A 16,913-nucleotide genomic window follows, 5' to 3' on the forward strand; every position below is an offset into this window, starting at 1 on the left:
AACTACTATCGGCTTCGCTATCGGATTTTCTTTGAACCCTCACCCCATGCACTTCCCCACAACTCCCTCCCCCCATCTCGCGCCGACCAACAGCGTGAGTCGCATCATGCTGCTGGTGTTGCTGGCCATGATACCCGGCATACTGGCCCAGTGGTGGCAATTCGGTCCGGGGGTGCTGGTCAATTTGGGCCTTGCTTTGGTCACGGCGGAAATCGCCGAGGCCACGGTGCTGATACTGCGCCGGCGGCCGGTCCTGCCTGCGCTGCTGGACGGCAGCGCGGCGCTGACCGCCGCCCTGCTGGCCGTCGCCTTGCCGCCGCTCGCGCCCTGGTGGCTGACGGTGTTCGGCGCGCTGTTCGCCATCATCATCGCCAAGCAGATCTACGGCGGGCTGGGCTATAACCCGTTCAACCCGGCCATGGTGGGCTACGCGGTGCTGCTGATTTCCTTTCCCCGCTACATGACGGCCTGGCTGCCGCCGGCCGATCTGGCCACGACTTCGCTGTCTTTGAGCGATGCGGCGGTGCTGATCTTCCAGCAGGTGGATAAGAGCGCCTACGACGGGCTGGCCCAGGCGACTCCGCTGGACAGCGCCAAGACCCAGTTGGGGCTCAGCCTGGGCGTGGACGAGATCCTCTCGGGCCAGGTTTTCGGCGCGTTGGGCGGCAAGGGCTGGCAGTGGGTGAACCTGGGCTATCTGCTGGGCGGCTTGTGGCTGCTGCGCAAGCAGGTCATCGCCTGGCAGATACCGGCCGGCTTCCTGGCCGGGCTGTTCGTCAGCGCCTTGCTGTTCTTCCTCTTCGATTCCGCCGCCAATTTGCCGCCGCTGTTCCATTTGTTCAGCGGCGCGACCATGCTGGGCGCATTTTTCATCGCCACCGACCCGGTCAGTGCGTCGACCACGCCGCGCGGTCGGTTGATCTACGGCGGCCTGATCGGCTTTCTGGTCATCGTCATCCGCGTCTACGGGGGGTATCCGGACGGGGTGGCCTTCGCCGTACTGCTGCTCAACCTGGCGGCGCCCACGCTCGACCATTACACCCGCCCCCGCGTTTACGGTCACGCCCGATGAGTCTGCTACCGCCCTCCGTCGTCAAGGCCGCCAAGGTCGTGGCCTTGTTCTCCGTGATCGGCACCGGCCTCGTGGCCCTGGTGCACAAGGGTACGGAGAACCGTATTTCCGCGAACCAGAGGCAGACACTGCTGCACACGCTACAGGCGCTGGTGCCGGCCGAGGCCTACGACAACGACTTGCTGGCCGACGGCATCGAGGTCGATGCCAAAGAGCTGGGCAGCGCCCGGGATGTTTCGATCTACCGAGCCCGCAAGGGCAATCAGCCGGTCGCCGTGGTCTTCGCACCCGGCGCGCCGGACGGCTACAGCGGCGAAATCCGCATGCTGGTGGCGGTCAAGGCCGACGGCACCCTGGCCGGCGTGCGCGTGATCGGACACAAGGAAACGCCCGGCCTGGGCGACCCCATCGAGGAGAACAAGTCGGACTGGATCCTGCGCTTCGCCGGCCTGTCGCTGAACAATCCGCCAGCGGCGCAATGGAAGGTCAAGCGCGACGGCGGCGCCTTCGACCAGTTCACCGGCGCGACGATCACGCCGCGCGCCGTGGTCAAGCAGGTGCGCCGCACCCTGGACTATTTCGCCGCGCATCAGGCCGAGCTGTACACGCAGGCACCGCAAACCGACGTCGATTCACCGGTAGACGAAGATGAATAATCCCCTGCTTTCCAACCTGGCCGAGAAGTTCCGCGAGATGCGCAATTCGCCGGAATTCCGCAAGATCGCCTTCGAAGGCCTGTGGAAAAACAATCAGGCCCTGGTCGCCCTGCTGGGTCTGTGCCCACTACTGGCAGTCAGCAACTCGATCATCAACGCCCTGGGGCTGGGCCTGGCGACCACCACCGCGCTGGTGCTCTCCAACGGCATCGTTTCGCTGATCCGCGAGCGCGTGACCCACGAGGTGCGCCTGCCGGTGTTCGTGCTGGTCATCGCCGCCAACGTGACCATCATCGACTTGCTGATGAATGCGCTGTTCCATGATCTGCACAAGATACTGGGCATCTTCATCCCGCTCATCGTCACCAACTGCGCCATCATCGGCCGCGCCGAAGCCTACGCCTCGCGCAACACGGTCGACAAGGCGGTGGCGGACGGCTTGTTCATGGGGCTGGGATTCACCGCCGCGCTGCTGGTGCTGGGTGCGCTGCGCGAGGCGATAGGCCTGGGCACGCTGTTCTCGCATGCCGAGCTGATGTTCGGCGAGATCGCCAGGAACTGGACGATACAACTGGTCGACGATTACGGTGGCTTCCTGCTCGCCATCCTGCCGCCCGGCGCCTTCATCGGTTTAGGGATCATCATCGCGGTGAAAAACGTGATCGACGCCCGCGCCGCCGCCAGGTCGGCCCCGGCGGATGCGCCCGTGAGCTTCGCGCGCAGCGAAAAGAGTGCCTGAACCCCTTGAACGCCGCCATCCGCAAACTCATCTTCGACCGGCTGGCGGAAGCCATCCCCGAACCGGTCACCGAGCTGAACTACGGCACGCCCTTCGAATTACTGGTCGCGGTGGTGCTGTCCGCTCAGGCCACCGACAAAGGCGTGAACAAGGCGACGGCCAAGCTGTTCCCGGTCGCCAACACGCCGGCCGCCATTTTTGCGCTGGGCGAAGACGGCCTGCGGGAATACATCAAGACCATAGGCCTGTTCAACAGCAAGGGTAAGAACATCATCGCCCTGTGCCAGATTTTGCTGGAAAAGCATGGCGGCGAAGTGCCGCAGACCCGCGAAGCGCTGGAGGCCCTGCCCGGCGTGGGCCGCAAGACCGCCAACGTGGTCCTCAACACCGCTTTCGGGCACCCCACCATCGCGGTCGACACCCATATCTTCCGCGTTGCCAACCGCACCCGAATCGCGCCCGGCAAGACCGTGCTGGAGGTGGAAAAGAAGCTGGAACGCTGGGTGCCCAAGGAACACAAGCAGGACGCTCATCACCTGCTGATCCTGCACGGCCGCTACACCTGCATCGCCCGCAAGCCCCGCTGCGGAAGCTGCGTGATCTCCGATCTCTGCGAATACCCGGAAAAGACGGCGGACGCGTAGGGCGGATGCCCGAACGGGCGATCCGCCAGGCATGCTCCGTCATCACGATCCGCCTCCCTCGGGTGGAAGCCGATGGAGGCGGTTCCTGACGGGTTTACGGGTCGCCACGAAAGTCGCGAAGCGAACACTTTGATCTCCCTCGTCCTCCGGGAAGGGTTGCGACTAAAGCAACCGTTTGCGATCGGAGAGGGAGGGGGAGGGAAACAGCTTATGGCGCGAGTGCTTTCATCGCTGGCGCGTGCACCATAAGCCGTTAATTTTCCTGGATCTCCAGTTCATCGCGGTAAAAGACGTTTCCATCGATACTGGCGGTCCTCAGTTCGGGTTTTGCCCAGCCCGGTAAATGCCTCAGCCGTGAGGCATGAAAGAAAACCGCCCCTCCCGTGTTATCGGGCAGTTCATCCTGTATCACCTTTTGGGCCACTTCATATGCTTTAGCATAATCGTCTCTGTCCACATGGCTTACCCGGTAAACGAACCGGCCGGTCCGGATTACATGGCAATAATCGCGTCCCCAACCGGCCCTAAGGCGGTTCTTGACGACGTTTGCCACGGCCTGCAGATTGGTTTCGGAGTTTCGCGCTTCGCGATAAGCCGTATTCGCCAGACAGGTCACGCTGTCCAACGGTACGTCGGCCTGAGGCAGGCGATGCTTGACGCGTTGATGATGGTAAGAATGTTGCTGCCGTCCATCGTGATGATGGCTGGATTTAGCGACAGCGGGGGAAGTTGAGAATGCTAAAACACATACGATTTTGACAAGGTTGTTTGTCATAGTTCCGTTTCCTATCGTCGTCGAAGTTGCAGCCAATTACCGGTATTTTGGATACGGTCATTGGGCGGCCACATCTTCTATTTTCGAAAGCGTACTACTTAGAACGGCCTTTTCTTGGAAAAAACTGAACTAAACAGCACAACAAGTTTTCTGGTTCATTCGAACCTTTTATTGACCTCCATAGCTTGAGCACTTGCCTGTGCGTTGGGCCTCGCGGCGAAATTGTGGGGTGCCGGAACGATAACGTCGTACCGCTGAAATCCTGCGGATGGCACAAATTTGACGTCAAGGTTTTGCCTTGACCCCGGCTAGAGGGTAACCGTCTGGCGCCGGGAATGCCAGAAAAATTGCGGCGAGCGGCAAAAATGCAAGGGGGGCGCAATGGCATGCGTGGCCGCCATCGACCGTCGGGCTGTCGTGCAGGTCCCGGCTCGCGGCACTATGACTCGCCGCTTGCGGCCATCAGCGTCGCCGCTGTATGAACGAGCGCGGTACCGGTTTACACTGCGGCTTCGGGCGAATTTGTCCGCCCCTTCGGCTTACCGTTAACCCTCCGTCGAGCATCGCGATCCCAGCCACGCCATGTACGTGCAGCATTTCAATCTGAGCACGGAACCCTTTTCCATCGCCCCCAACCCGCGTTGCCTCTATCTGAGCCCACAGCACCGGGAGGCGCTGGCTCATTTGATTTACGGCATCGGCGCGGGGGGCGGATTCGTCGCGCTGACGGGCGAGGTCGGCACCGGCAAGACCACGCTGTGCCGCTGCCTGCTGGAGCAACTGCCGGCCGACGTGGATATCGCCCTGATCTTCAACCCCAGACTCAACGCACGGGAATTGCTGGCCAGCATTTGCGACGAACTGGGCATTCCCCATCCGGAGCACCGGGCCAGCATCAAGCTGCTCATCGACCGACTGAACCAGCACCTGCTGGCCGCCCATGCCCGTGGACGGCGCACGGTCGTCCTGATCGACGAAGCGCAGAACCTGTCCCACGACGTGCTGGAGCAGATACGCCTGCTGACCAACCTGGAAACCAACGAATTCAAGCTGCTGCAGATCATCCTCGTTGGCCAGCCCGAACTGAAGCAGCTACTGGAGCGGCCGAATCTGCGCCAGCTCTCCCAGCGCATCACCGCCCGTTACCACCTTCGGCCGCTGTCCTTCCGCGAGATGCGCGCCTATATCGATCACCGGATTGCGGTCAGCGGCGGCAAAGGCGGGCTATTCAGCCCACTGGCCCTGCTCGCGATCTACCGTCTGTCGGGCGGCATCCCGCGTCTGATCAACCTGATCTGCGACCGCGCCCTGCTGGGCGCCTACGCCCTGGGCAAAAAGGGGGTGAGTTGGCGCATCGTCCGTAAAAGCGCGCGGGAGGTGTTGCCGTCGCCCAAAGGCGTTTCCTTGCGCCTCGCCGGCGTCGGCGTGGGGAGTGTGATGCTGGGGATTGCCGGACTGATCTACTTCGGATGGATACCAGCGAACTTTACCGATTGGGGCAAGCGCGCGCTTGCCGAGCTGAGGTCCGAATCGCGCGAAAGGCTCGCCAACCCACCGGCCGAAAAGGACGATCCGCTTCCGCCGTCCTCTTCAGCCGCGAGTGCGGTCGCCGGCAGTGCCGAAATCCCGCCGCCGGAGGCGGTCGCTGAGGTATCCGTCGAGCCGTCCATACCGCCGGCCGAAGCAAGTGCCGTGGTTTCGGCAAGCCCTTCCTCTGAGCCCACACCCGCCAAGCTGGGTGATTTCATCGCGTCGCCGGCCTATACGCGCGGCGCGGCGCTGTCCAAGCTTTTTGCCTTATGGCACCTGCCGCCGCCGGCACCCGGGGTCGAGGAGTGCGGCGCAGCCCGGCAGGAGGGCTTGCGCTGCCTGATCTTCCAGGGGAGCTGGCCCCAACTCGCCAAGCTCGACCACCCGGCCGTACTGGCATTGGTGCTGGCCGACGGGAGCAAACGTTACGCCGCGCTCACCCGGATACGCGAAAACCGCCTCGAACTGGCCGGTATCGACTCCGACGATCAGTCGTTCGAACCGGGCGCCGTTGCGGAATTTTGGCAAGGCGAAGCCATCTTGTTGTGGAAACCGCCGGTGAATTCGACGGCGTCGCTGCATCCGGGCGATCGCGCCGCCGGCGTGAAATGGCTCAGGCAGCGCTTGTCCCAGACCGATGCTGCCGGTCCGGCCGATCTGTTCGACGCCAAATTGAAAACGAGCGTGATGGCGTTCCAGCGCGAGCAGGGTTTGCCGCCGGACGGGTTGGTCGGACCGTTGACCATGATCCATCTGATGCGGCCGACGCGGGGTGCCGCCGCCGCCCGGCCAGGCCCCACCCTTCATTGAGCGAGAGCCGACATGTCCTACATCTTGGAAGCACTCCGCAAGTCCGAGCGCGAACGGCAGCTTGCGCAAGCACCCACCCTGCCCAGCGTGCTGGACAACCCGCATCCATCGAGACCCGGATGGCTGCCCTGGTTGCTGGTGTTGGTCTTGGGCATCGTCTGCGCGGTGCTTTTCTGGCTATGGCTCGGCGCCGCTGATAAATCGCCGCCTCGCGCGCTCGGTGGCGATGCGGACGGTCAGCCCGGCATTCCGGTCCAGACAGTAACCCCGGCCAGGACCGATGAACCGAAAAAGTCCGCGGATCCCGGCGCTCCACCTCCCGCTCCTTCGGTTCAAGTCGAGGCACGAACCGATTTCGGCAAGCCGGTAAAGCCGACGGCACCGAGCTTGCGGTCCGTGGTAACAGAAGACGCGCCCAGGAAACCGACGCGCGTACAGCCCGTCCCCAATCCGATCGCAAAATCCAGACCGAACCCGGAAGCAGACGCCGGCTCGCATGCAGTGGCCGCACAATCAGCCGGGGAAAAACAGCTTCGTCCGGCCGAAACGGCGGCGCCTCAGGACAGCGCCGGCTTGCCCGAGACCGATGAGACGCTTTCGCCGCTTCCGGACGGCCAGGCCGGGGAATCCGCGGATGATCCGCCACCCCACAGCGTATGGTCGGAGACCCCGCCACGCGGCCTGTCCGAGTTGAAAATCAACGTCCTCGCTTACTCCTCGTCGCCCGAAGAGCGTTTCGCCATCATCAACATGGTCAAGTACGGCAAGGGCGACCGTTTGCCCGGAGGCGCCGTGTTGGCCGAAATACAGGCCGACGGCGTGGTGTTGGAGCTGCGAGGCTCGCGATTCAGGCTCAGCCATCGCTGATCACGGTGGGCGGCGGCGCTCGTCAAATCCGCTTTACAACGTGAAGCGGAAAGCTTGCAGCAACGCGCCTGGAATTTTCCTGCCGCCCAGCGAGCGGCGGTAATACGTGTCGACGGAGGGGATGAGCCGGCTTTCGCGGGTGAGGGCTTCCAGCTCGGAACCGAAGATGCGATAGAGGCTTTCGTCGAAGCGCAGGTCGCGGATGGGCGCGACGGGGACGCCGTCTTCCACCCAGAAGCAGGCGTAGCGGGTCATGCCGGTGATGCGGGCGCTCTGCACGTCGCTCCAGTTGAGGTAATGCAGATTGCCGATGTAGAGGCCGGTGCCCAGGGCTTGCAGCACGTCGGCCTCGGCGAGCTCGCCCGGCAGCACTTCGGCGGAACGGAGGTATTCTCCGGTCCAGCCGGCCGGATCCGCCGCATTCGATTCGACTCCGTATTCCTTGGCCGAGCGCGAGCTCACCAGCAGGTTTTTCAACTGGCCTCGCTCGATGATGGGCAGATCGGCCGGCGGTAGCTCGCCCAGGGTGTTGAAGCGGTGCGTGAGCCCCAGCTCGAAGTTTTCCCGGAGACTGAATTGCTCCGAGAAGCGGGCGTCGCCGGCTATCAGGCGCTGCAGGGCGGAATCGCCTTTTTTCCAGGCGTTGTAGCTGACCGCTCCCCAGGAGAACATGCCGACGATGTCGGACACGGCGGCGGGAGCCAGATACACCCGGTATTCGCCGGGCGCAACCGGACGGGTGGCGGATCGCAGCAGGGGCAAGCAGTTCTTGCTGGCCTCGACGGCGGCGAGGAATTCATCCCGGTTCCAGTCCCTGGCCGCGTATAAGCCCTTGACCGCCTTGTTCTCGCCCGAGGCGTTGATCGTGAACAAGGAGTAATCCAGGAAGGCGGATTCGGTGGAAAACCAGTGGTTCTGCCCGGCCGAATTGCGGTTGGCGCGGAACTGCGGGCCGGATGCGAAGAAGCCGGTCAGCTCCGTTCCCGCGGTTTCGCCGGCGATGGTCGCCATGATCTCCTCGTCAACCGGCAGTCGGCCGGCATGATGGCGGTCGCTGGCGCCATGGTTCTCCAGGGGGACCAAATAGGGATCTTCCGGCAGCACCCTCACTTCCGACCGCGCCCTCGCCATCAGGGAGTGCAGCGTCGCCAAGTCCCACTCTTGCTGTCCGGACAGGTCGTAGCTGTATTCCACCTTGCGCCCGGACGACTGCCAGGTGAGCGACAAGGTCGTCTGCCGCACCTGCGTGGCCTGGCGCACCTTGGAATCGTTGAAGCGCACATAGGTCTGATCCTCGCCGCTCAGGTTGAGGTTCAGCGCTTCGCCGGTTTTCAACTCGGCGAATGCGCTCTCGGCCAGGCGGTCGAAAACAGCTCTAATCTCGGACAGAAAGCTCACAGCCCACCTCCGAAGACTTCGACGCCCGTGAAGAGGCAAGGCGGGGAAGCATGCCCGACCCGTATGATCTGGCTGGGTTCACCCTTGCCGCAATACGGCGTTCCGAACATTTCGGAGGTTCCGCCTACCCGTGTCAGCGACTGCCAGAAGGGCACGGTGACACCGCGGTAGTTGGGGTTCTTGAGCACCTGGGTGAACCTGCCGTTCTCGATCAGCCGGGCGTATTCGCAGCCGAACTGGAACTTGTTGCGGTAGTCGTCGATGGACCAGGAGATGTTCGATTCCATGTAAACCCCGCGTTCGACCGCGGCGACGATGTCGTCCAGCGATCCGCTGCCCGGCTCCAGGTTGATGTTGGCCATGCGGTCTATGGGCGCGCGGTTCCAGCTCGCGGCGCGGAAATTGGCCACGCCGGGTAGCCCCAGGCGCGACTGGCTTTCCAGGCTGCCGAGCCCGCGCAGCAGCAGGCCGTCCTTGATCAGATGCTCGCGGCTGGCGGCATGGCCGCAATCGTCGAAAGCGTAGGATGCGAACTGGCCCTCCACCGTGGGATCGAAAGTGACGTTCATCAGGTGGGAGCCGTATTGCAATCGGCCGAAGTCTTCGGGCCTGACGAAGCTCCAGCCGGCGTAGTTGCGCTCGTCTCCCAGGATGCGGTCCAGCTCCAGCGGATGGCCGATGGATTCGTGGATTTGCAGCAACATCTGGTCCGGCGCCAGCACCAGGTCCAGCGTCTCGTTCGGACAGTCGTCCGCGGCGAGCAGTTCCAGGGCCTGGACGCCCGCCCGCTCGCACTCGGCGTAAAGGGCTTCGAAATCGAAGAATTCCAGCCCGGCCTGCCGGCAGCGCGCGACGGGGCCGTTCAGGGACCGTCGCTGGGTTACGCCACCGTCTTGGGCGGTCACCCCGAAATTGCATGCGACCAGCAGAAACTGCTCGTCGATGTCGCTGCCGTTGGTGCTCGCATACTGCAAGCGGGTTTCCACCAGAGTGGCCTCGGCCGTGGCGTTGACGATCTTGTCGGCGACTTTCAGGTGGCGGCTGGCGGCGATCAGCCGGTCGGTGAATTCGCCCAGAGATTGCGTATCGAGCCCGGCGCGATGGGGGCTGAGGTAGCGGCCCACCGCCTGGGGCCGGTGCCGGTCGGTGAATGTCATGGCCTTGTGCGGCGCCGAGATGCGGGCCAGACGGACCGCCTGGCGGGTCGCCTCGCGCAAGCCCTTTTCGGAAAGGTCGCTGGTGCCGGCGTAGGCAAGCTGGCCGTCCACGCGGGCTTCCACCATCACGCCGCGTTCGAAGGTGACCGAATTGTCTTCCGGTTTTCCGTTGCGCACGCTGCGCCTATGGGTCGTTTCCTGCACGTAGCGCAGGCCGATCCAGTCGGCCTCCGAGCCGATGCGGGCGAGAGCGCTCTGGATGTCAAATTCCGGGAATTCGGCGGCTAGCGCGAGCGTGGTGTTCATGTTTCCTTTTGACGGCTGTGTTTCCGGGGCGAAGCGAGGGCGTGTGGCGGAAAATACCATGCCGGGGATGATCGTGCGCGTTCCTCGGGTGTTTGCTTTGTCTACGGAAATAGGCAGATAGGCGGGGCGGAGAGCGTCAAGGAGTTCCCGCAGCGCGGTAGGATGGGCACACCTTCGGCTTTGCCCATCCTACCTCGACTGCGACTAGGTTTTAGGATCGAAGGCCGGAACCATAGGATGCGCTGAGCAACGCGAAGCGCATCATTATCGCCGGCTTTCCCGCGTCGGGGACGGCCGGCGGTGGCCGTATGCTTGGGTCGCGCCACGTAAAAAACTTTTCCACGGGCGTAGAAAAGTTTTTTACGTCCGTAGAAATCGTTCATGCGGCCGTAAATTCTCCAGCCGCGTCCGCTGAAAATATTTCCACGCGCCGCGAAATCTTTTCCACGCCTGCCAATTGGCTTGCTGCGGCCGTAGAAATCTTTTTTGCGCGCCGAGTATCGTTTTACACGGCCGTAGCGCCGTCATTTACGCGCGTGAATTTATTTCCTGCGGCCGTCGGCAAGGTTTTTACGGCCGTGGGCAGGTTTTCTGCGCGCGCGGAAAATTTTCCTGTTTTTCGTCGATCGAATCCGACGCGGTAGGATGGGCAAAGGGCGGAAGGCCCGTGCCCATCGGCGCGGCATGGATGGGCACGCCTTCGGCTTTGCCCATCCTACCTCGACTGCGACAAGGTTTTAGGATCGAAGGCCAGGGGAGCGTGATCGCGTTGGGTGGGGCGGCTAACTCGGCTTGCAGCCTGCGCTCCTCCGAGACGATGCGTCGCCTTCGCTTTCCCGGCTCGCGTCGTTTCCTGAACCCGGCGCGAGCGTCTCGGCGAGTTTCCCGCCGTCCAGTTCGTTTTCCCATTTCGCCACGACCACGGTGGCGACGCCGTTGCCGATGAAATTGGTCAGCGCGCGCGCTTCCGACATGAATCGGTCTATGCCCAGTATCAGCGCCAGGCCGGCGACCGGAATCGAGGGCACGACCGCCAGCGTCGCGGCCAGGGTGACGAAACCGGCGCCGGTGACGCCCGATGCGCCTTTCGAGGTCAGCATGGCCACGCCCAGCAGGGTCAGTTCCTGGCCGAGGCTCAGATCGACGTTCAAGGCTTGGGCGATGAACAGTGCCGCCATGGTCAGATAGATGTTGGTGCCGTCGAGGTTGAATGAATAACCGGAGGGTACGACCAGGCCGACCACGGATTTGGAGCAGCCCATGCGTTCCAGTTTTTCCATCAGGGGCACCAGGGCGGATTCCGACGACGAGGTGCCCAGCACCGTCAGCAGCTCGTCCTTGATGTACAGGATGAATCGCACGATGTTGAAGCCGGCCCAGCGTGAGATGAGGCCGAGCACGATGAACACGAACAGCGCGCAGGTCAGGTAGAAACTGCCCATCAGCGCCGCCAGCGGTTTCAGTGCGGCGAGGCCGTATTTGCCCAGCGTGAAGGCCATCGCACCGCCCGCGCCCAGGGGAGCCAGCTTCATGATGGTGCCCATCATGGCGAACAAGATGTGGGACGCGTCTTCGATGAAACGGTGTACCGGCTGGCCGGCCTTGCCCAGGCGGATTACGGCGTGGCCGAACAACACAGCCAGCAGCAAGACCTGGAGCAGATCGCCCGAGCCGGTGAAGGCGTCGGTGAAGGTCTTGGGGATGATGTGCAGGATGAAGTCCACCGCGCTCTGCTCGGACGCCGCCTTGGCGTAGCCGGCGACGGCCTTGGCGTCGAGCGTTTGCGGATCGACGTTGAAACCCCGGCCGGGGCCGATTAGATGCATCACGGTCAGGCCGATCGCCAGCGCCATGGTCGACACGACTTCGAAGTACAACAAGGCCTTGCCGCCGACCCGGCCCACTTTCTTCATGTCGGCGCTGCCGGCGATGCCGAGAACCACGGTGCAGAATATGATGGGGCCGATCAGCATCTTGACCAGGGCGATGAATCCGTCGCCCAGCGGCTTGAGGCTCTGACCGGTTTGGGGATCGAGATAGCCCAGCAGCCCGCCGGCCAGGATGGCGAGCAGCACCCAGAAATAAAGATGACGCGCGAGCCGCTTCATCGCCTCAAAATTCCTCCGTATCTCACTCCGGCCTCCACGCGGCGATGCAGTGCATGTGAATATTACTGTGCGCTAATGGATGGCCGGTATTATCCTATAAAGATTTATAGGCCTGATGGGCTCGCGCCTGCCGAGGTCGGCAGCATCCGCGCGGCAGGGACGCCAAACTGTCATTCCGCCTTCATATCTGTCTGGTTAACACATTGGAAGCCCGTATTCGCATTCTACTAACGGAACCTTACGCGACGATATCCGCCAGCGAGGAAACCGAAGAACTCCTCGGCTACAGGGCGGAGGATTTTCTTGCTGGCCACGTGTCCCTGAAAAACCTGATACACGCCGACGATCAGGACATCGCGGACGATTTGTTTGCGCCCGATCCAGACGCGTCGTCCGGCACGTTCAACATCCGGCTCCGGCATGCTGACGGCCGCGTCCGCTGCGTCAAAGGGCATTACCGCAAGACGCGCGACGACACCGGAGCGAACGTCATGCTCGAATTGGGTCTGCAGGACGCCAAGAGCCTGTGGCAACGCCGCACGGCCGATTCCATGACGGCGGAATTCAAGGCCATGATGGAGAACACGGACGATTTCATCTATTTCAAGGATCGCAACCATGTGTTCACCGGGGCTAGTCAAACCCTGGTGTCCGTGACCGATCCCTCCGAGCACTGGACCGATCTGCTCGGACACACCGACTACGACGTGTTCCCGGAGGAATACGCCGATCTCTACTACAAGCTGGAAAAGCAGGTTTTCGCCGGGACTGAAGTGGCCCAGGAAATTCAGGAAACACTGGACGTCAAAGGGAACAAAGGCTGGGTAGACAACCGCAAGTACCCGCTCCGGGATGAGCACGGAAACATTACCGGCCTTTTCGGCATCGCCCGGATCATCACGCAACAAAGGCGGGCGGAGCAGGCGTTACGCGAAAGCGAGCTGACCCTGCGGGAGTCGCAACTGATCGCGGGACTGGGAAGTTATGTACTGGACCTCGGCAGCGAAATATGGAAAAGCTCCGACGTGCTGGATCAGTTGCTGGGCATAGACCCGTCTTATGACCATTCGGCGGCGGGATTGCTAGCCCTGGTCCATCCCAACGACCGTGCCGTGGTCGAGGATATGCTCAGAAACGAGGTGATAGTCCGACGCAAAGACTTCCTCAAGGAATTCCGCATCGTCCGCCGCACCGACAGGGCCGAGCGCTGGGTACGCGCAATCGGCCGATTGGAATTCGACACCCAGGGGCAGCCCCGGCGTCTGCGGGGCACGATACAGGACGTCACCGAAAGCCGCGAAAACATGCTTGCCGAACGGCGCGCCATACTCGGCAATCAAATGGTCGGCGTTGTCGCGGTCCGCAATCAAAAGGTGGTATGGGCCAATTCGGCGTTTGAAGCGCTGCTCGGCTATGGCGGTGGGGAATTGATCGGCGCGCCGGCGCGGCTGTTCTATGCGGACGAAGAAGATTACCTGCAGGGAATCACGGCGTGCGAGGGCATAGCCGGGACCGAGGTGGTTCATACCCAGCAAAAGTATGTGCGCAAGGATGGCACGCGCATCTGGCTGGACAAGAGTGCCGCACTGCTGCACAAGGAAACCGGTGAGTTCCTCTGGACCTTCATCGACGTCACCGAGCGTAAACGTGCCGAAGAGGCCGTGCGGGAAAGTGAAAGCCGTTTCCGCATCATGGCAGACCATGCACCGGTCTTGATCTGGATCGCGGGCCTGGACAAGCGTTGTTACTGGTTCAACAAGGTGTGGCTGGATTTCACCGGCCGCAGCCTGGATCAGGAAAAGGGCGACGGGTGGATCGACAGCGTGCATCCGGACGATTTCCGGCATTGTCTCGATACTTATGTGACGAGCTTCGATGCGCGGCAGGAGTTCGCCATGGAATACCGGCTACGCCGATTCGATGGCGAGTATCGCTGGATCCTCGATCACGGTGTGCCGCGGTTCGACGATCAGGGCGTCTTTCTGGGCTATATCGGGTCCTGCATCGACATCACGGAGCGCAAGGCCGCGGAGCAGGCGCTCGCCGCGAGCGAGTCGAAGTTCCGCCGGTTTTTCGAACACAATTCGTCGGTGATGTTGCTCATCGAACCGGCATCGAACTGTATCGTCGATGCCAACCAGGCGGCGGTGAGGTATTACGGCTATCCCCTCAAGCAGTTGATCGGCATGCCGATCGGCAACATCAACTCGCTGCCGCCGGAACGCCTGATCGAGGAGAAGCAGCGTGCCGTGCGCGAAGAATGCAACTACTTCATCTTTTCTCACCGTCTGGCTACGGGAGAAGTCCGTGACGTGGAAGTGCATTCGACGCCCATCGAAAGCGAAGGGCGGTTGCTGTTGCTTTCCATCGTTCACGACATCACCGAACGCATCCAGCTCGAGCAACGGATCGCGGAAAAAATCAATGAATTGTCGGTCATCATCGATAATTCCAGCGTCGGTATTTCCCTGGTCAGAAAACGGACGCTGATCTGGGCCAATCGACGCATGGCGGAGATATTCGGCTATGCCGGCGAGGAAATCACGAGCCAAAGCACGCGGATGTTCTTTACCTCTCAGGAGGAGTTTGATTCATTCGGAAATAAAGCCTACCTGGTACTCGCAGTCGGCGAACGCTACTCGCTCGAAACCGAGATGCGGCATCGCGATGGCCATCGAATCTGGATCAGTTTGTCGGGGAAGGCGATCAGTCCGGACGATCAAAGCGCAGGAAGCATCTGGGTATTTGAAGACGTCACCGAACGCAAGCGCGCCGAAAAAAATCTCCAGCTCGCGGCCAGCGTTTTCACCAATGCCAACGAAGGCATCGTCATCACCGTCCCTAACGGCACGATCATCGAGGTCAACGACGCATTCACGCGCATCACCGGTTACAAGCGGGACGAAGTGCTGGGCAAGAACCCGCGCCTGCTCAGTTCCGGGCGTGAAGGCAAGGAGTTCTATGCCGAGATGTGGCGCAGCCTGATAGAGAAGGGACACTGGCACGGTGAAATCTGGAACCGGCGCAGGAACGGTGAGGTATACGCCGAGAAGCTTGCCATCGAGGCCGTCTGCGACGCATCCGGCGTTGTCCAGCACTATGTGGGCATGTTCTCCGATATCACCGTACTGAAGGAGCATGAGCGGCAACTCGAACGCATCGCCCATTACGATGCGCTGACCAATTTGCCCAACCGCGTGCTGCTGGCCGACCGCCTGCATTTGGCGATGGCGCAGGCGCAGCGCCGCGGCGATCGCCTGGCGGTGGCCTATCTCGATCTCGATGGATTCAAAGCGATCAATGACAGCTACGGGCACGAGGTCGGCGACCAGTTGCTGGTCGGCGTAACGAGCCATTTGCGCCAGGAGATGCGCGAAAGCGATACGCTGGCGCGCATCGGCGGCGACGAGTTCGTCGCCGTGCTGCCCGACGTGGGCGACGATGCCGAGAACGGGCGCTTGTTTACCCGCTTGCTGACCGCCGCCGCCCGGCCGGTCGGCTTGAGCGGCCTGACTCTGCAGGTTTCGGCCAGCCTCGGAGTGACGTTCTACCAACAGTCCGAAGGCGTCGATGCCGACCAGCTGTTGCGTCAGGCCGACCAGGCCATGTACCAGGCCAAGCTCGCCGGCAAGAGCCGTTACTCCATCTTCGATGCCGAGCACGACCGCAGCATACGCGGCTACCACGAGAGCCTGGAGCGCATCCGCCAGGCGCTGGCACATCATGAATTCGTGCTGTATTACCAGCCCAAGGTCAATATGCGCAGCGGCACAGCCACCGGCGCCGAGGCGCTGATACGCTGGCAGCATCCGGAGTCGGGCCTGTTGCCCCCGGGGGTTTTCCTGCCGCTCATCGAGGATCATCCCTTGGCGGTCGAACTCGGTGAGTGGGTCATCGATGCGGCATTGACCCAAATGGAAACCTGGCAGAGCGCTGGGCTGGATATCCCCGTCAGCGTCAACATCGGCGCCCGCCAGTTACAGCAACCGGAATTCGTCGATCGCCTGCGCGGCATTCTGGCCAGACACGGCAGTATCAAACCCTCGAGCATCGAGCTCGAAGTGCTGGAAACCAGCGCGCTGGAAGATCTCGCCTATGTCACCGAAACCATAGCCGCCTGCCGCGAACTCGGGGTAGCGGTCGCCCTGGACGATTTCGGTACCGGCTATTCCTCGCTGATCTACCTCAAACACCTGCCCGTGACCTTGCTCAAGATCGACCAGAGCTTCGTGCGCGACATGCTCGTGGACCCGGACGACCTGGCCATATTGGAGGGTGTGATCGGTCTGGCCGCCGCCTTCCGCCGCAAGGTGATCGCGGAAGGCGTGGAAACCAGGGAGCACGGCGAACTCCTGTTGCAGCTCGGCTGCGAACTGGGCCAGGGTTATGGCATCGCCCGTCCCATGCCGGCCGCGCAAATTCCGGCCTGGGTGGCGAGCTGGTGCCCGCACGATTCCTGGCGCAACCAGCCGCTGGTGCACCGCAAGGACTTGCCGTTGATATTTGCCGGTGTCGAGCACCGCGCCTGGATGGCGGACCTGGAAAGCCATCTCCAGGGCGGACGCGGTATCCCGCCGCTCATGGATCACAAGCAGTGTCACTTCGGACAATGGCTGGAGACCGAAGGACTGAACCGTTCACGCGTACAGTCCGACATCCGGGAGATCGATGCGGTGCACAGGCAGGTGCATGCGATGGCGGCGCAGGTGCTGGCGCTTCATGCACAGGGCCATACCCGGCAAGTCGAGGCGCTTTTGGGTGAGCTCCATGCCCGGAGCGAGGTGATGCTCGCGCAGTTGAAGCGCATGGTGACGGACAGTCGCTAGCCGAGTCCGATAGCAACCCACGCTA

Annotated in this window: 12 protein-coding genes; 7 read left to right on the forward strand and 5 right to left on the reverse strand. The window is 62.3% G+C overall.

The genetic code is table 11. From position 1 onward, the window contains the following. The first annotated feature begins 46 nt into the window (after positions 1 to 46). The 4 genes from rsxD to nth are packed head-to-tail and all read left to right on the forward strand — an operon-like array spanning position 47 to position 3,111. Positions 47 to 1,072: an electron transport complex subunit RsxD gene (rsxD, locus tag JWZ97_RS17115; protein ID WP_205431611.1), complete on the forward strand. Its 1,026-nt coding sequence runs from the start codon at positions 47 to 49 to the stop codon at positions 1,070 to 1,072. After that, positions 1,069 to 1,728, forward strand: coding sequence for an electron transport complex subunit RsxG (rsxG, locus tag JWZ97_RS17120; RefSeq protein WP_205431613.1), 660 nt, complete (start codon positions 1,069 to 1,071; stop codon positions 1,726 to 1,728). The genes rsxD and rsxG overlap by 4 nt, the downstream gene beginning before the upstream one ends. Continuing rightward, complete coding sequence (locus JWZ97_RS17125; RefSeq protein WP_371822529.1) at positions 1,721 to 2,467, forward strand: electron transport complex subunit E; 747 nt, start codon at positions 1,721 to 1,723, stop codon at positions 2,465 to 2,467. The genes rsxG and JWZ97_RS17125 overlap by 8 nt, the downstream gene beginning before the upstream one ends. 5 nt (positions 2,468 to 2,472) lie before the next feature. Continuing rightward, a complete protein-coding gene (nth, locus tag JWZ97_RS17130; RefSeq protein WP_205431615.1) occupies positions 2,473 to 3,111 on the forward strand; it encodes an endonuclease III in 639 nt (212 codons plus the stop codon). A 253-nt stretch (positions 3,112 to 3,364) separates the two neighbouring features. On the opposite strand, the gene JWZ97_RS17135 is transcribed toward nth, so the two are convergent. After that, entirely contained in the window at positions 3,365 to 3,886 is a 522-nt protein-coding gene (locus tag JWZ97_RS17135; RefSeq protein WP_205431617.1) for a cell wall hydrolase, read from the reverse strand. Positions 3,887 to 4,468: 582 nt separating this feature from the next. On the opposite strand from JWZ97_RS17135, the gene JWZ97_RS17140 reads away from it, so the two are divergent. Both JWZ97_RS17140 and JWZ97_RS17145 read left to right on the forward strand, forming a co-directional pair. After that, the gene (locus JWZ97_RS17140) at positions 4,469 to 6,226 is read left to right on the forward strand and encodes an ExeA family protein (RefSeq protein ID WP_205431618.1); all 1,758 of its coding nucleotides are present in this window, start codon (positions 4,469 to 4,471) and stop codon (positions 6,224 to 6,226) included. A 12-nt stretch (positions 6,227 to 6,238) separates the two neighbouring features. Next, the gene (locus JWZ97_RS17145; protein ID WP_205431620.1) at positions 6,239 to 7,093 is read left to right on the forward strand and encodes a general secretion pathway protein GspB; all 855 of its coding nucleotides are present in this window, start codon (positions 6,239 to 6,241) and stop codon (positions 7,091 to 7,093) included. 33 nt (positions 7,094 to 7,126) lie between these two features. Here JWZ97_RS17145 and JWZ97_RS17150 read toward each other — a convergent pair whose 3' ends face one another. The 4 genes from JWZ97_RS17150 to JWZ97_RS17165 all read right to left on the reverse strand — a co-directional run bounded on the left by JWZ97_RS17150 (position 7,127) and on the right by JWZ97_RS17165 (position 12,062). Continuing rightward, entirely contained in the window at positions 7,127 to 8,491 is a 1,365-nt protein-coding gene (locus JWZ97_RS17150; protein WP_205431622.1) for a TldD/PmbA family protein, read from the reverse strand. After that, a complete protein-coding gene (locus JWZ97_RS17155; protein WP_205431623.1) occupies positions 8,488 to 9,954 on the reverse strand; it encodes a TldD/PmbA family protein in 1,467 nt (488 codons plus the stop codon). The genes JWZ97_RS17150 and JWZ97_RS17155 overlap by 4 nt, the downstream gene beginning before the upstream one ends. A 570-nt stretch (positions 9,955 to 10,524) precedes the next feature. Further along, a complete protein-coding gene (locus tag JWZ97_RS17160; RefSeq protein WP_205431625.1) occupies positions 10,525 to 10,668 on the reverse strand; it encodes a hypothetical protein in 144 nt (47 codons plus the stop codon). Positions 10,669 to 10,736: 68 nt separating this feature from the next. Beyond that, complete coding sequence (locus JWZ97_RS17165; protein ID WP_205431627.1) at positions 10,737 to 12,062, reverse strand: dicarboxylate/amino acid:cation symporter; 1,326 nt, start codon at positions 12,060 to 12,062, stop codon at positions 10,737 to 10,739. A 203-nt stretch (positions 12,063 to 12,265) separates the two neighbouring features. Between JWZ97_RS17165 and JWZ97_RS17170 the strand changes: the two genes are divergently transcribed. Further along, positions 12,266 to 16,888 carry a PAS domain S-box protein gene (locus tag JWZ97_RS17170; RefSeq protein ID WP_205431629.1) on the forward strand — a complete coding sequence of 1,541 codons (4,623 nt, stop codon included), beginning with the start codon at positions 12,266 to 12,268 and terminating at the stop codon, positions 16,886 to 16,888. Positions 16,889 to 16,913: the final 25 nt, after the last annotated feature.

This window comes from Methylococcus sp. EFPC2, assembly GCF_016925495.1.
Taxonomy (GTDB): Bacteria; Pseudomonadota; Gammaproteobacteria; order Methylococcales; family Methylococcaceae; genus EFPC2.

What these genes read in the sequence shown, in the direction of transcription:
- JWZ97_RS17165 (WP_205431627.1), bottom strand. Translation starts at nt 12,062, where the DNA reads ATGAAGCGGCTCGCGCGTCATCTTTATTTCTGGGTGCTGCTCGCCATC.
- JWZ97_RS17145 (WP_205431620.1), top strand. Translation starts at nt 6,239, where the DNA reads ATGTCCTACATCTTGGAAGCACTCCGCAAGTCCGAGCGCGAACGGCAG.
- rsxD (WP_205431611.1), top strand. Translation starts at nt 47, where the DNA reads ATGCACTTCCCCACAACTCCCTCCCCCCATCTCGCGCCGACCAACAGC.
- JWZ97_RS17140 (WP_205431618.1), top strand. Translation starts at nt 4,469, where the DNA reads ATGTACGTGCAGCATTTCAATCTGAGCACGGAACCCTTTTCCATCGCC.
- JWZ97_RS17155 (WP_205431623.1), bottom strand. Translation starts at nt 9,954, where the DNA reads ATGAACACCACGCTCGCGCTAGCCGCCGAATTCCCGGAATTTGACATC.
- JWZ97_RS17160 (WP_205431625.1), bottom strand. Translation starts at nt 10,668, where the DNA reads ATGGGCAAAGCCGAAGGCGTGCCCATCCATGCCGCGCCGATGGGCACG.
- rsxG (WP_205431613.1), top strand. Translation starts at nt 1,069, where the DNA reads ATGAGTCTGCTACCGCCCTCCGTCGTCAAGGCCGCCAAGGTCGTGGCC.
- JWZ97_RS17135 (WP_205431617.1), bottom strand. Translation starts at nt 3,886, where the DNA reads ATGACAAACAACCTTGTCAAAATCGTATGTGTTTTAGCATTCTCAACT.
- JWZ97_RS17125 (WP_371822529.1), top strand. Translation starts at nt 1,721, where the DNA reads ATGAATAATCCCCTGCTTTCCAACCTGGCCGAGAAGTTCCGCGAGATG.